The 15,432-nt window shown below is 37.2% G+C and carries 8 protein-coding genes; all 8 read right to left on the bottom strand.

Annotated elements, in window-relative coordinates:
• Positions 1 to 12: 12 nt before the first annotated feature.
• The 8 genes from brxC to A9479_RS10320 all read right to left on the bottom strand — a co-directional run bounded on the left by brxC (position 13) and on the right by A9479_RS10320 (position 15,333).
• Positions 13 to 3,741, bottom strand: coding sequence for a BREX system P-loop protein BrxC (gene brxC / locus A9479_RS10285; RefSeq protein WP_064663367.1), 3,729 nt, complete (start codon positions 3,739 to 3,741; stop codon positions 13 to 15).
• Positions 3,742 to 3,774: 33 nt separating this feature from the next.
• Positions 3,775 to 4,383: a DUF1788 domain-containing protein gene (locus tag A9479_RS10290; RefSeq protein ID WP_064663368.1), complete on the bottom strand. Its 609-nt coding sequence runs from the start codon at positions 4,381 to 4,383 to the stop codon at positions 3,775 to 3,777.
• A gap of 16 nt (positions 4,384 to 4,399) precedes the next feature.
• Positions 4,400 to 5,035, bottom strand: coding sequence for a DUF1819 family protein (locus tag A9479_RS10295; protein WP_064663369.1), 636 nt, complete (start codon positions 5,033 to 5,035; stop codon positions 4,400 to 4,402).
• Complete coding sequence (locus A9479_RS10300) at positions 5,036 to 5,953, bottom strand: WYL domain-containing protein (RefSeq protein WP_064663370.1); 918 nt, start codon at positions 5,951 to 5,953, stop codon at positions 5,036 to 5,038.
• Between the two features lie 236 nt (positions 5,954 to 6,189).
• On the bottom strand, positions 6,190 to 8,607 hold the full coding sequence (locus A9479_RS10305) for a hypothetical protein (protein ID WP_156520093.1): 2,418 nt from the start codon (positions 8,605 to 8,607) through the stop codon (positions 6,190 to 6,192).
• A gap of 432 nt (positions 8,608 to 9,039) precedes the next feature.
• The gene (locus tag A9479_RS10310) at positions 9,040 to 9,600 is read right to left on the bottom strand and encodes a hypothetical protein (protein ID WP_082918325.1); all 561 of its coding nucleotides are present in this window, start codon (positions 9,598 to 9,600) and stop codon (positions 9,040 to 9,042) included.
• 11 nt (positions 9,601 to 9,611) lie between these two features.
• The gene (locus A9479_RS10315) at positions 9,612 to 11,930 is read right to left on the bottom strand and encodes an AAA family ATPase (RefSeq protein ID WP_064663372.1); all 2,319 of its coding nucleotides are present in this window, start codon (positions 11,928 to 11,930) and stop codon (positions 9,612 to 9,614) included.
• Between the two features lie 97 nt (positions 11,931 to 12,027).
• Positions 12,028 to 15,333 carry a serine/threonine-protein kinase gene (locus A9479_RS10320; protein ID WP_064663373.1) on the bottom strand — a complete coding sequence of 1,102 codons (3,306 nt, stop codon included), beginning with the start codon at positions 15,331 to 15,333 and terminating at the stop codon, positions 12,028 to 12,030.
• Positions 15,334 to 15,432 lie beyond the last annotated feature (99 nt).

Consider the following 15,432-nt stretch of genomic DNA (forward strand, 5'->3'; position numbering starts at 1 on the left):
ACTCTTCCTTGATTAACGAATGCGCACTTTGTTGTTGCTGTTAACTAACGCGGTGAGTTTTTCTTTTAATGCTGCAAGGTAATCATCTATGTCTTGCTCGGTTTCAATGACGCCTGTGGCATTCACATCGCGAATAATGCTCGCGGTATCGATAGACACGATTTTTTTCGGAATTGGCGTGTTTACCGCTGGCTCTGCTACTTGTTGAGGCTCAGTCGTTGACGGTTCGTAGCCGCCATTGCCTGCGTTAAAAGTAGACTCAGAGCTTGGGTTAGCGCTTGAATCCGAAGTTGAATTAGATGCAGCTGCTGCTTCTTCTTTAGCTTGTTTTGCTGCTAACGCTTGCTGATCTTCTATGTGCTTATTGATCAAGTCATAAGCGTCTTCTTCTAAATTAATCGAATCTGCTTGTTCTTGTAAGATCTCAGCAATTCCACTTAAGCCATCGAGCCTTTGTAAAGCCAATTGCAGTGGTCGTAATGCTCTATTGCTTAACTCGCTTGGTACGTGTGCCGCTGTAATTTGCTTTTGCACTTGCTCAATACGGTGCTCAATGCGTGATTTTGCATGCGCTCGTTTTTCTTGTAGCAGTTGATCATTAACTTTGCATACTGACTCGATTAACGGCTCTATATCTTTAATTTCTCGATATGGGCGAGGTTTGTTGTAGATATTTTCGAGCTTTTGCAATGCAGCTAAAGCATCGTTGTCTTTTTCTAGTGCAGTACGGTTTCTATCAAAATCAATAGTTAGCGCTCTTTGAAGCTTTTGCCAAGTTGCAAATTGGGTTTCATAAAAGTCTTCGATATCTTGATAGTCTTCTTCAAAATCGAGCAAGTCATTTTCGCATGCAAGAAATTGCTCAATAAATTGGAAGCTGGATTGTGTTTCAATTAACCCGGCCAATAACACTCGGCCACTTTCAATTTCGCTAACTCCCGGATAATGACCAGTAGAGGCTTTGTTGGCGAACGCATCTAGCTTGCCTTTTATAGTCGCAAAGTTAGATTTCGCATCGTTAAACAACTCTTTTTCACTATCAGCCGCATTCTTTTGGAATACGTCTTTAAACAATTTCGCGGCACGCTTTAGGTTTGCTTCTGACTGCTGCTTTATACGACGAACTCGAAGCTCTGCACGTTTACGCACTTGCATTAAGTTATCGTAAGCGTTCTTTAACGAGACGTCTTGCTGACGGCTTTGGAAGCAGATTTTGTTTGCTAATGCTAGACGAGAAATGAGCAGTACAATTTCTTCATCGTTCCAGCCAAAAGGTCGTTTTGAGAAACGTTTTACAATGTCTTCAGCTGTGATTGGCCTTCCTGCATCATCACCAAGTGAAATAAATTTCTCGACTTCTAAAATGGCATGAGGGTTAACTTCTTGGCCTTGCAGATCTAAACCAATTTGACCAATATCATCAGCCACTAAAGTGTTTTGAATTTCTCTGCGAATATCCCCCGGAAACGGTTTAACCAGTTTTAATTTACTGAAGGTGTTTTCGATAACATACTTGTATAGCTCTTGTAGGATGGTGCTGATTGCTCCACCTTTAGGATTTTGTTGTGAACCTAATGCATAGAATTCCGCATCTTTTAACAGGTCTTCAATGGCTAATTTAACCCGGCGATTACGATCTTGGTTTTCAGAACCTTTCTGATGCAACAACTGCTGTTGCTCTGGCCTATTCCCCGTGTTTCTGCGCAAGAACTTATCGGTTTTTATGAATGTACGAATTTCATCGAAAACTTTGTTGTTATCAGCAAGCTTAATGATAATCGCGCCTGCTCCACCTGAAGAAAGGCCATCCTGTGATTGATTGGCACAAACCGTTGAATCATATTCGCTGTAATTCGGATCGATAGGTGAAATGATTTTAACTACTAAGTCATTTTCCTGTGAGCCATCACGCGGCATGCCATTACAGAATCGACTAATCGGAAAATCTTGTTTGTTTTCAGGATAACGATAGATATTATCTCTGCGCAGTACATCATCAAAAATTAAATCGCTGAGTTTTTTAGTTTCATCCGATAATTCAATTTCGGTTTCGCGGATCTCGTTCTCAATTTCTTTTTCTTCGTTAGTTAAGAAAATGTATTCATCACCTTGACGGGCAATAAGCAAGTTCGCTTCAAGTGCATTGAGAGCTTGTTCAATATCGCGTCTTAACGTTAATCGGTCTTCGTCAACCTTACTAACACACAAGGTTACTAAGTTATCCATAGTCGATTTGATTACGTCAACGTAACGGATCAAGAATAGTGTTTTGAGAATATTTAGCGCAAAGTCTGAAATTGACTCTTTTTCTGCTGCTTGATCGATGTCTTTTTTAACGGACGTATCTAAGAAGCTTTCAATTGCTGGATAAAAGTAATACAAAGGGATTAAGACGCCCACTTCTTCGTAACGAACTTGTTTAGCCGCACTTTGGAAGGCATCTAACAATGACCGTTCACCACGACTCAGGTGAAGACCAGTTGCCCCCGCCTTACGAATTGCTTCAAATATCTTTTGCACTAGATTGTAGTGGTACGGCACAAATGGGTAGCTATGAATAAAACTTGTGGCGTCTTTGTAATTGGCTAGCTCTGCGGTAGTTGTGCTATCAAATGCTAGTTGATTACGAAGAATATCGCCTTTTTGGTCATACAAGGTTTGTAAAACGGGACGAGCTTGTTCTAGTTTAGATAGCAGACGCTTTTCGATAACTTCACTGGTATTTGAACTTGATAACGATAGACGTTCAAAACGACCTTGGATCTTTGAAAAGTCATGGCCTTTGGAGCCTGCCATGTGGCCAATAACAGAGTCAATGTCTTCTTGCGAGGTCACGACCACCCACGCTCGACCTTCACAAATAGTGCCGAGGTTTTCTGTAATGGTTTGCAGCTTCAACATCATTTGCGTGTTGTTGCCGATAAACTGCCCTACTTCATCGACAAAAAATAAAACCCGGCGATTTAAGTCAGTGTCTAAATACTCTTTAACCCACTTACAGAAATTGGCGATATCGAGGGTAAAGTTATTTTCAAGTTGGTCCATCCATTTACGTGTTGATTCTAGTGATTGATTAGTGACCTTACTCAATACCTCCGTAATATCATCTAGGTATAAACCGTATGAATCACGATTTTCCACCCAACTCAAATCAGTTAACTCATAAAATGTATTCTTGAAACTTTCAAATAACCCTTTACTAAATAACTCTCGTTCTAGATGAGCTATATGAGGGTAATCACCACTAAACCCCATTTGCTCGTTAAAGACTTTAAGAAATACTTTTAATATGGCATCAACACCATCATCAGTATTAGCACGACTATCTATGTTAAATAAGATGACTGTATTGTCTTTGGTTACGGCAGTGTCGATTTCACCAAGTAAGAACCCATCAAGTTTTTTGTCTTTAAAGAACTCAATGGCTGATCTGTCAATCTCGCCATTCGTTGCTTTGATGTTTTGCAATAAGTAAGAAAGAATTTTAATAAAATGCGATTTACCTGAGCCAAAGAAACCACTTACCCAAACGCCGATTTTACCCGATTCGGCTTTTTTCTTAGGGTCGCGTACGGATGGCATATAAGCATCAAAAAACTCTTCAAAATGAGTCGCGAGTTCTTTGGTGATGACGTACTCATCTAGTTCGGTAAAGACGGTGTTACTTTCTAATTGATCTGCTTTAACTACGCCATTGATTGGGCGGTTTATGTCTTTTATAAATAAATCTTTAATTTGCATTTTCTTTTTATCCTTCTTAACTCAAACGTCCATTTATGGAACGAGTTTAAATGCTCGGTAATAGTTATTTGATTCGATACGGCCAAAGGGTTTTAGTGCAGTTCCGTCGTATTCGCCGGGGTAAAACAATACAGTTGGTACATTGCCTACTTTTGCATGTAAGGCATTTAACAGACCGTGGCCTCTTATAATTGGCCATGCACTGCCTAAACCGTGTAATAATATAAATTCTGTTTGAGCTTGATTATCTGCACTAAGATCGATTTTAGAGGCAATGAATTTGGCAACACGATTTTGTTCAAGTGGGCCTTTTAGTGCATTAAACAGTGCATCGTCACCGCGCTCTTTTTGTACTTTGAATGCCCGCTCGGTAAGATTCCGCGAGTCCAATAATTCCAGAATCGCTTCAAATAAATTGATACTGGCGAAATTGCGTCCGCGCTTTGTTAACTTGTCTGTGATAAACGCCAAGTGCTCTCTTACCGTTAACTCAGACTCAGCTGGATAATCAAAAACATAAAAACCAATTTCATTTCCTAAACCTTGGTTCTTAAGGAAATCTTGACTCTCGATCTTAGGTAGAATTTGATCGAGTCTATCGTTCAAGTTCTTATGTTGTTTCGTTGTACTAAAGGTCGTCATAGTTACGTATCCTTCCTTAGATTAATTCCATAGCTGCAATAATGTCCTCTCTGTCTATCGACAGAAGCAATTGCCTAACTTCAGGCAGCAGATACACATTTTGCAATTTCTTACTGCGAGTTGTTTCTATGTATCCACCATCAGCAATTGCTTTAAAGGCAACTTGTGAAATTTTATAAGTGGACGCGTCAGACATATTAGCTAGATCAGGAAACAGACGGCAACGGTCTTCCCAATACGATTCCCAGTCACCAACGTCTAGGCTTTCTCTAAACATACGTTTTGCGTCGAGCACGACATTTCGCATAAAGTCAGCTAACAAAGTGCTATTTATTAACGTTGCTGCGAACATCAGCTGAGTCGAAAGCTCCGTGCTACCAAATGCTACCTGCTCAAGATATTCATCTGGCAAGTCTTCGATACGTTTTTTTATAGTCGCAGCGTTACGTTTAGCTGACGCATCGGAACGTTTTTGTAATATATTTCGGTTAACGATTGCATCTAACCATTCTTCTTGAGATGGTTTTTTAAGTAATAATTCAGCAACGATTTGGCTTTCTTTGATCATTAAACTGCCACCAATTAAATCACCAAGGTAGTCCTTGTGTGTTTTGATGGCGTGTTTGTTTAACGGGTTATTAGTTGAAGTCATTTATAATTCTTCCAATTCTGGTACGTAGCCGGGGGCAATTGTAAGATTTTCTGCACCAAACAAGGCTTTTCGATTCTTTAACCATAATTGATACTCTGCACCTACCAACTCAGCGTCAGCTGTACAATCGACGTTCCAACGCCTTAATAAATATCCTGCCATAGCCGCTCGAATAGTTATGTCTAATTGTCCTTCGGTCATACCATAATCAAGTGCTATGGCAGTTGGGTGCTTCACATTATTTGGATGAGGCACTAATTGTAGTGGCATCATGCGCATCCACTGGTGATCTTCGAGTTTGTTTTCTTCTGCGCTTGGCGTATCTGCTTTAATAGTTACTTTAGTTACACGAGTCAGAACAAAATCACGAAATGACTTTGAATTTCTGTCAAACCCTCGAACATGCCAACGAAGGCCATTATCAACTATGGTATGAGGTACTATTTCCCTTGCCTTGGAGCCTGAACTTAATGATGTATAAATGATCGAGATCGGCTTTTGCTTTAAAGTGGCTTGTACGATTTTCGCGACAATAAAGATATCTGGGACATTGAGCTGATACGGTGCATCAACAGGAAATGGTATTTCTAACACACCGTCGAAACCATCGCTGATTTTGTTAGACAGCTTCGCCATGGTTTGACGAGCATCATAACTAAAAAGTGGTTTAAAGGTTTTCGCTTGAAAATATGTGCGCTCTTTTTGATCAAAATCGATGTTATTTGGTGCTAGCTCTTTATAAACCGCAAGATCGCGAGTCGCATTGGCCATCCCCATTTCGAACTTGGCGGTCAATTCTTTACGATTCACGCTTCCTTTGAACATAAGTGAGAAGTCTATAAAAGACAGCCTTTGCTTTTGAGCAAAGCTCAGGTTGTCTATGTTTTCGGTCTCTTTGGTTTCTCTTATGAAGCTCATATACGCACTTATATTTGTATGACACTGGTATAATCAATTTGATTACCACAATGTACTACAAATTAAGAATGCGTCAACTTTTAAGTTTGATCTACATAAATTTTTTCACCGTTTACAATTCTTAGTATTCGTAGCTGTAAGATGTCAGTAAACTCATCAGCATCTTTACTGGTGATTCCACAGTCAAAGTCGAAATCTACGAAGTCAACTTTCTGTCCATATTTTGATATGCCACATCAGTTAATCCTTGAATTAAATTTCAAATCAAAATACTTTTTGATTAGTTCACTATTTCTGCTGCATAAAGAATAGTATTCAGTTTGCCTTGAGCCTTTACCGCTTCTGTGCTCAAGCTGTTTCAAACCAAATAAAACTTTTAAAATTCCCTGAGATAACTTTCCCCTACTTTTATATTCACTCGTGATAATAGTGGAGCAACCAAGTGCTATAAGTTCATCTCTAACTTTATAATTAGCAATTTTTTCTGACTTTATATACTGGGCTAGTTTATCGATATCATCAATTTTATAGCTTGCTGTTAAGCTAACTAAATCAATATTGAGGATTTGAAAAATGTCTTTGAATATTTTCTGAGTAACTACCAATTTAGGATTTTTTATTGAGCAAAAACCACCTTCTAAAACTAGTAAATGTTCTAGATGCTTACGGCTTTTAGCGCCCTTATCAAACTCGATTAATTGCTCAGCCGAGTTAACATTATCAAAAGAGTTTGTGTTGTAGAATCTCTGCAATTCATAAACATGAAGTTTGAACTGTTCTTCGTTCGTTAATATTCCAAATGAATTTTTTAAGAAGTAATGCTCTGACTTGTCATAGACAGTATCGATAGCAATTTCTATTAACTTGTTTTTATTTTGTTTGAACAGTTTTTTTATGAGTGTGCCAATAGCTTCGCTACCATCTCTATTGTTTTCTAGGGTTATGTCGTATCCCATTTCTTTAAATAGTTGTAATGTTGTAAAAACATAGTTTTGTTTCATTCGTCGGTTATGAGCGATACGGTCTAATACCAACTGACAATTTTTGTCGTTAAACAAAGATGAAAGCTCGCTTAGGCACTGTTCTTCATAGGCTTTATACGCCAATTCATTGAAAATTTGTTTTTTGCCTGTAGTCGTAAATCGTGACCAGTTATCAAAAGAAATATCGATATCCTGCGATTTTCTAAAACGTCCTGAACTTTGAACCAGTTGAGTAGGAAGTAAAGTATGACAAGCAAAAATGTTGACGGAATTCACCTTATCCGTAACGACGCTAACGCCACTCGTAACAACTGGTGAGAAGATATGGCACTGTTCCTCTTCTACACGAGATGTTAAATTATAAAAATACTCGGGGTTGTCTTTTTGAATAAAAACGCTGTCCACTACTATTGGCGTAACATCTGTTTGTTCCTCAATAACCTTGGCTATAGTTTTGAATTTCCCATTAAACTTGTGACTTCCATCACAGAAAACAATCGCTCTGTCACCAGCATTTAAGCTGTCCACCAATTTACTTAATTGTTTCTGATAAGAGTAAACCGTTAATTTCTTGGCTTGATAATTAACTTGATCAGTGTTCTTTACGAGTGTGATTGATCGACCTGTTTTTACGATTTGCTGAGCACTAAAATTTGAAAACATGGCATCGGCTACAACCACAGTCTCCGTTTGTAAAAGATTCTGCCATTGTTCCATAGCTTCAGAGCAACGATGTAAAGTTTTCGGGTACATTAACTCTGTAGAACAAATAGCCGACTCACACTCCTCAAACTCTTCAATCAAGCACACTTTTGAGTCTTTGCCGTATTTCTGATATTTCCAGTTGGCAGTCGCTGAAATTACGCAAGCGGCTACAGCCTTTAGATCTGAAACGTCTAATTCTTTTTGATGCTGATAATTTCGTTTGTCATTGATGAGTTGGGTGCTTAACGCAATAGTCGGAGTAATGACAATAGGTTTTAGATCAGTTGAAGAAAACTCATTAAAGAGTGGAATGATCACATCTTGACTTTTACCTGCTCCCATTCGCTCGTTTAAAACATAGAAACCGGGGTTATGTTTGATATATTCGACTAGCTCATTTTTGTAGCTAAGACATATTTCTTTTACTTGATCTGACAAACGCGGTGAAACTAAGTCTTTGACTTCTCGTTTCTTCTGTTCGAAGAAATCCATAACCATTCTTTTTGCTACATCAGTCGCCTTCTCACCACCTATGTTTAGTGCCTGCGGGGTAGCAGCTAAAATAAGTTTTTCAACCTGTTCTTCAGACAGCTGTAATGGAACTTTTTTAATTAATTTATTCAGCAGTTCGTTTAATGATTGAGTAAATAACTTGGGTTCTTTAGATACGGACAGTAATTCTCTTAATACTTGCTCTTTAGTCGAGTCAGTAATCTCATGATCGCGAAAATCATATTCATACCCATAAACTGAAAGTGTTAAACCATATTGAATTGCTAACTCTGCGCCAAATACAACATCAGTTTCACCCACTACCAACACATAATCTATCTCAATTAATGTCTGGCGCTTTAATTGCTCAGCCAAAAACATAGATAAGTTTTCACGATAAAAATGTTCTGCTTCGACACCATTTGGTAATACAACACCTGATTTTGCTATACATAAATATTTAACTTGCTTCAAAATACATCTCCAAAAATTTGTTATTAATGAAGCTGGAAGTAACTCGTCCCGCGTCAGAGTTTTTTGTTCTGTATTAATAACTAAATTAAAACTCTGACGTGATTTAAATGAATTTCCCAACTTCAAGTTGCTGTATTTTGAACTATCGCAACAGGGCACCCATCGTTGGAAAATGAGATCAGTTTTTGGAATTAGGATTTACCTAAAATAGATAGGCCTATAAAGTGCGCTAGCACTGGGATTTGAATAAAATAATTTTATCCCCGCACGATGTGCGAATTTGCTAATTTTCTTTATTCGTTGCTTTCTTGTTGGTTTATTGTTGGTTTTGCGTACTTGGTAGCTTTGTGTTGAAAGGTTATTCGAGCGTCAGAGTTTTAATTAGTATATTAATACAGACTTTAAAACTCCGACGTGAATGGATTGGCTTATTTAGGCAATTGGTTCCGTAATTTTTAGCATGTTTTCATGCAATTGCTTGGCGTCGTCTTGTGCTCTGTGTCGTTTATTTTCAAAATTCTGTAACTCAGAAAATGATTTTATTAAATGGCATCCATTACGTTTTTTAAAATCAATTAATTCAAGATGGCCTATCAATTTAAAACTAGGGATAACATTAGCCTTAGCAAACAGCTGTGTTAACCATGTTCCATCGAATTCAACGACATCACATACAACAACACTGTTACCTAGAGTTTCATTTAACCTGATAGCCGCAGAGACGACATCAATCCCCTTTCGCAACAACATCTTTTTTGAAATACCATGAACGTGAGTTTCAGCGTATTTACACCAAAACCCATTCTCTAACCAATCTGGCTCGGGCTTAATGAGAAATGAACCTGTGGAATCATTACTGTACCAACCAACTTCAATTGGGTATCCGTTTTTACTAATGCCAGATGATTCAATATCAATAGTGATGAGTTTTCCATTAACATCAAAATTCGACGAGTTTAAGTTGCCATAAAATCTAGGATCAAAAATTTTCATAACAGCCACCTTTAATGAATAAAGCCAATAGGATTTGACTGGTTATTCATAATTGATACAAAGTCATGAATGCTCAAGCAAATAGTTCTAGGATTGTTTACATCATAGCGCTGAATGGCTTTTCTAATCGCAGATTCAATAATTTGCTTCGCTTGCCTTGGTACAACGCCTAGATAATGGTGCAGGCATTTTTCAGGAATTTCACTGGATAGAATATCTTGAAGGCCACGTTCTTGAATATGTTTTTGGTATATATTCTGGCCAATGATTTTCATTTGCTCTGGTGAAGGTTTCTCTACTGTAAAAGAAACGATTCTGGATTTTAAAGCAGGTGTTAAGTTCTCGATATTGTTTGTTGTTGTAAAGATAATAAAGCCTGAAAAATCAACTTCGACATCTAAATAGTTCTCTAGTAAGCTCTTTCGTTGTTCCGTTTCAAAAAAACCGAGCAAAGTTGGCACTAGATTGCGCTCGCCGGAATTTTTAACTTGGCAGAGTTCATCAATCAAAAAACATTGATTATAAGTTTCACCGTCAAGCAACATTGCCTTAGCGAAAGCTCCAATAGAAGCGTTATTCCAAGTACGATGCGCACCAATTAACTCAAATTTATCCCCCATTGATGTGACCGGCAGAGAGGTAGATTCAAGTTCAAATAATTTAGCAAACTCCAAGACAAATTGTGATTTTCCACACCCCGGCTCGCCATCAAGATTGATTACGGGCAAATTGATCGGTTTTGATGTTAGAAACGCTTCTGTCATGACCCCTCTTAAATATTCAACAATATGAGCGCAATTTGGAAAACTAGTCGCTAGGTCGTTTAATCGAACTATAAAGTCAGACGGAACTTTAACTATGCGTTTTTTATTGCCTTTAGCTTGGATCTGATTAAAAATTTTTTCGTCATGCTCTTTTAATCCCAACATAATATTTGTCATTAGATCATCGTGATTATAGACTTCGATTGTCTCTGGCTCAGAGCATTCTTCATCGGGGTATAGTACTGGTTCTTGTGTTACGGGAACTCGCTCCAAAGATTCATCTGAAATGCCATGAAATTTCATGATTTCATTTTCTAATGCCGAAAAGTTTACGTCATCAATAAACGCTTTTATACGCTCACACTCACCAATAATCTTATCTTGGAAATCCAGTGCTTCAATCTCAGTGACTTCAATCGTGTTATCGAATTTCTGGTAATTTATCTGACGATCTTTTGCTTTTAAGAAGTCGTTAAAATTGTTCATCGATACATCATTGCGACAAAAACAAGTCGCGCAATAAAGTAATTTTTCTGATACATCGTCAATTAATTCTTCCCAAACTTGCGGGCTGTAGCCATTCAACCTTTGGAAGTTAAATGGTGTTTTCGATTCCTCAAAGCCTGTCAGTTCTGGTTTTTGTTTAAGTTTGTATGCTTTAGTTCCGACACAAATCGCCTTAACTATTTTATTTAAATATTTGAAACCCACTTCATGAAAACTTGGCTTAGTTTTATATAAATAAAACACTCTAATGGCGGTTTCGTTTTCAAAAATGGACAAGAATCTAAATTGCTCGATTGGCTCTAACACTTTTAACGCCGAAACAATCCATTCATCTCTTACTTTTGAAATTCCCAACGCCCTTATTTCTTCGGGCACCATTTCTAAAAACCCAAGGACTTTTTCTTGATAAGTTTTCAACGGAAACGTGTAAGGATCTGAACCATATAAATCCGGCTTTAACAAATATTGTTTTAACTCAAATGCTATCAATGTTAAGGCTGAATGCTCGTCTTTGTTTACCGCTATTTGCTTTTGAGATAAATGCTTAATCGTTTTAATTCTGTTAACTGGCAAACATTCTAACAACAAATCAGTGTTATCTTGAAAGTCGATAAGGTCTGCTAATGCCGAATCAGGAATTGATGGTAAGACATTTTTTAAGTTTTCTAGCCCATATTCCGCTAAATCTCTTACGCCGGAGAATGATCTACAATTTAAGCCAACCGCTAGCTTTTGTCCTCGTGATAATAAAATGTGTTTGGATTTACGAAGTGCCTTTTTTAGTTTGCTGATTTCTAACTTGCAGCTTGAAGGTGTCGCAGTTGTTAAATTTCGTTTGAATTTATCTTTTAATGAATAGGCATCGTTAACGCCACATAACAGTAAATATCGGATAACAGACTTATTGCTTACGTAAGCCAGACATGTGTCTAGATCTATATTTGTGAAATTTAAGAGTGCGTGCCTAATTACAACAGGATGATAGTTTCTAATAAAGTCTAATGACGTTATTTCTTTATCTAATATAATCGTGATCTTGGTTGATGGAGTGCTTTGCATAAATAATCCTCTGTATTAATAGGATTATTTAACCACTGCAACATCAGGCACCCACCGTTGGAAACTGTATAATACATCTGATTATCATATTTTGACACTAAGCAACTAGATCGATAGTTTTGGCATGCTCAATAGCATCTAACAATCGATGGGAATGCTTATCAATATATACGCCGTCATTATAGATACATAATCTGGCGGGTGAACCATCATGCAACTGAACAATAACATCAGTAAAAAGGTAATCCATTCCAACAGAATTGAATTTGCAAATTACTTTTTGAATTCGCGGATCATCAACAGAGTAAACTTCTGGTATGCTTTGTAAATAAGGTTTAGTTAACAGGCGGCCATTGATAAAAAGCTGTGGTTTTAACACAACTTCATTATTAACATGACTTGCCGAGGCGTCTAGTAAGACGTAACTAGCTGCACTTAATTGTTCAACCGTTTCGATGGTTTCAAGTGGTTTATTATTACTTTGCTCTGCTAATTTTATTAAAGCATGATCTAAATAGTTACTGTTAGACTTTACACCTTTGCTCTTTTTACAACTTTGTTGTTGAACTTGATAACTAAGCTCTTGGTTTAAAGCTGAAGTCAGCAGCCCTTTGAGCAGAGTTTCTATCAAACTTTTAACTCTTTGTTCCGAAGCAAATCCTTTGTAAACATTTGCGTGAAGCGCATTTAGGAATTGATTTGCCTTACTACCAATTCCACTAATCATAAAGTATTCTTTTTCAGCTTCTTCAGACTTACCGTTATCTAAGTTGTACTTTTGCCACTCAGCATCAGAAAAGTGCCAGCCTTGTTCAAGTAAATAATGGCTAGCTAGTATCAATTTAAACAAAGTACCGTGGTTAGCGTTATGCTGCTCAGCTTTCTGAGTAATAATGCTTTCTATTTCATCTGCTGTGCTTTCGTTTTGCTGCTGTTCATTACTCCCAAATAGAAATGGGTCTATGATTTCATCAGCCTCCGCAACTCCCGTAAAATCAATCTCTAAGATAAATAGTAACAGTAAAGTTAAAGCATATATATCAGAGGACTTTTGGAGCGGTTTTCCAATCAATACATCCGGGTTTAACCATTCCAGTGAGCCTGAGCTTGCTTTAGACAAATGTTCATAACTCGCTGAACCAAAATCGATCAACTTAGCGACGCCTTCATTGGTGACGATAATGTTTTCTGGCTTTAAATCCCCGTGGATAAGATTGTTTGCATGAGCCGCTGCTACACCGTTACAAATTTGTTGAAATAACGTAATTTTTTGATCGTTGCTCAGAATGTTGTTGGCCAAATACTTGTCCAGAGTCATTGCACCAAAGTGGTATTCAGTGACTAAACCATAAACATCAGCATTTATATGTCTTGAAAAAATGGACTTTTCAACACTAATAAAATCATAGACCTGAATAATATTTTCATGTTTAAGAGTAGCAAGTATTCTGGCTTCTCGTTTAAACACTTCTGGGTGAGTGAACTCTGAAGTGGCATTGAGCTTAATAGCAACCTCTCGGTATAGATTATTATCCGCGGCTTTAACTACATAACCATTACCACCTGAGCCGAGTTTATTAATAACTTTGTAACGGCCATTTAAACGTTTATCCATATTAATTAACGCAAGTGAATTATTTCGACTGGTCACGACTTTATGCTTTTCTAAAGGGTCAATGCTATTGCAAAAAACAGTATTAAATCGTTTATACACTTTGGGACTAGCGCCACCAACTTGTGACACTATTCGATTCCAGCGAGTGCGTTGCATTTTAAAACCGTCCTCACTTTTATCCGTTTTAGCAAAAGTTTGAAATGCATCAATAATTGTCTCTGTCACAAAGATATTTTTATCTTGTCCTTGAAAAACTGAATTCCACCAATATTCGAAATAACTATCATCATGCGTAACGGCTTGTTCTAAAGATAATTTGTCAACGTTACTTAAATTTAACTGGCTAGGTAGTTGCTGAGTAATAGCCTCTATGTTTCGATTGTCGAAAATATCATCACCACCATGGCTCTCAACCCAATTAACAAAATCTTCATTTATTTTGCCAGACAAGCTGTCTTGAATTCTTTTCGAGCGAATATTGTCTTCTGATAAGTTCTTGAATTGCGCCTTATTACTTTTTAGTTCACTGAGCTTAAATATGAGCTGGTTCTTTTGCACAAAATATCTAAACCGAGCTTCTAACCAATCCTCTAGTGCAAAGCCATTGTAAGTATATTCATTACGCTCCAACAAATATAAAATCCAGACTTTAGCCACTTTAAATGTTCCCGCTTTAAATGAGTTAAAGTTATGCTCAATTTTGTTAAAAATGTAGTCAAAACCGGATTTTACTTGAGTATATTCCAATAGATTTATCAGTGATGATAAATACAATGCACGACGTGCAATCAGATCAACATTTACAATAGTATTTGGGTTGAGTGTGAGTACACTGTATAGCTGAACGTTGATTAGCTGAGTAAACTCAGCTTCGAATTGTGTTTTATTAGCAGTGAAGCTCTGGCTATTCACTATTTGAGCTGGCAAACAAGTGAGGCACGCATTAAGGGTTTCAGTATATGGCTTATTTTGAGAATTTCCATCGTTAAGTAATTGGTTAATTTTATCTTTTAGGTTAATAACGCTAGTTAAATTCAGTAAGTCTGCGTAAGACACCTGTTTCAAAATTTGGCACTCGCTACTACTTAGCCAACCTTCAATTTTCTTTCTTTGCTGTGACGTTAAATTTCTGTGATGATAAAACAATAGTGCTTTAGGTAATAATACTACTTTGGAAAAGTTTAAAGTATCAAGAAAGCTGAATATTAATTGCCGTATTTGAGTCTCAAATACCAGTTCATCTGTTGTTAAGTCTCGTACTTGATTACTGGTTTTAGCACTTGAGTAGGATGCAATACTTGATAGCTTCATACACTCATGAACGAAGGTTAAATCTGTTGTGTTGGTTACATTGACAGCCGTAAGTTTATAATCTCCATTGGCATTATTAACAATAATAGAAATAATTAGCTCAGCAATGGTTTTGTCTTGCTTTAGATTTTTATTAAGTTCGTTGATAAATTTATTGAATTGAAATCGCTTATCAAGCTTTTCACGCATAAGGTGATCGATAAACTCAATAACCTGCTCAGCTAACTCTTTTGAACTTGATGTTTGATTTGCTTCAAGAGATCGAAGTAACAGCGCAGTAAATAACTCAACACCTTTTGATCGATCCCTTTTGTTGTCTCTGCTATCTGGTTTGTGACTTAATTCAGCCTGAGTAATGGATATCCAAACGTCTTTTAAAATTTGCGCTTGAACAATGGAAATTGATTCGCCGCTTTCATGTAAATACCCCTTCTGCCAGTTCTCATATTCATAAGCGATTCTAGCTAATTCATTCATAAAAGCGACTCCATAATTTAAGTTGTTAACTTATCATATTTTTACGTTTTTGTCTTTATAAACAATGAGTAAATATAACTTTCATTTTCCAACGACGGG

The sequence above is a fragment of the Pseudoalteromonas sp. MQS005 genome (assembly GCF_001661605.1).
GTDB lineage: Bacteria > Pseudomonadota > Gammaproteobacteria > Enterobacterales > Alteromonadaceae > Pseudoalteromonas > Pseudoalteromonas tetraodonis.

What these genes read in the sequence shown, in the direction of transcription:
- A9479_RS10310 (WP_082918325.1), bottom strand. Translation starts at nt 9,600, where the DNA reads ATGAAAATTTTTGATCCTAGATTTTATGGCAACTTAAACTCGTCGAAT.
- A9479_RS10300 (WP_064663370.1), bottom strand. Translation starts at nt 5,953, where the DNA reads ATGAGCTTCATAAGAGAAACCAAAGAGACCGAAAACATAGACAACCTG.
- A9479_RS10315 (WP_064663372.1), bottom strand. Translation starts at nt 11,930, where the DNA reads ATGCAAAGCACTCCATCAACCAAGATCACGATTATATTAGATAAAGAA.
- A9479_RS10290 (WP_064663368.1), bottom strand. Translation starts at nt 4,383, where the DNA reads ATGACGACCTTTAGTACAACGAAACAACATAAGAACTTGAACGATAGA.
- A9479_RS10295 (WP_064663369.1), bottom strand. Translation starts at nt 5,035, where the DNA reads ATGACTTCAACTAATAACCCGTTAAACAAACACGCCATCAAAACACAC.
- A9479_RS10320 (WP_064663373.1), bottom strand. Translation starts at nt 15,333, where the DNA reads ATGAATGAATTAGCTAGAATCGCTTATGAATATGAGAACTGGCAGAAG.
- brxC (WP_064663367.1), bottom strand. Translation starts at nt 3,741, where the DNA reads ATGCAAATTAAAGATTTATTTATAAAAGACATAAACCGCCCAATCAAT.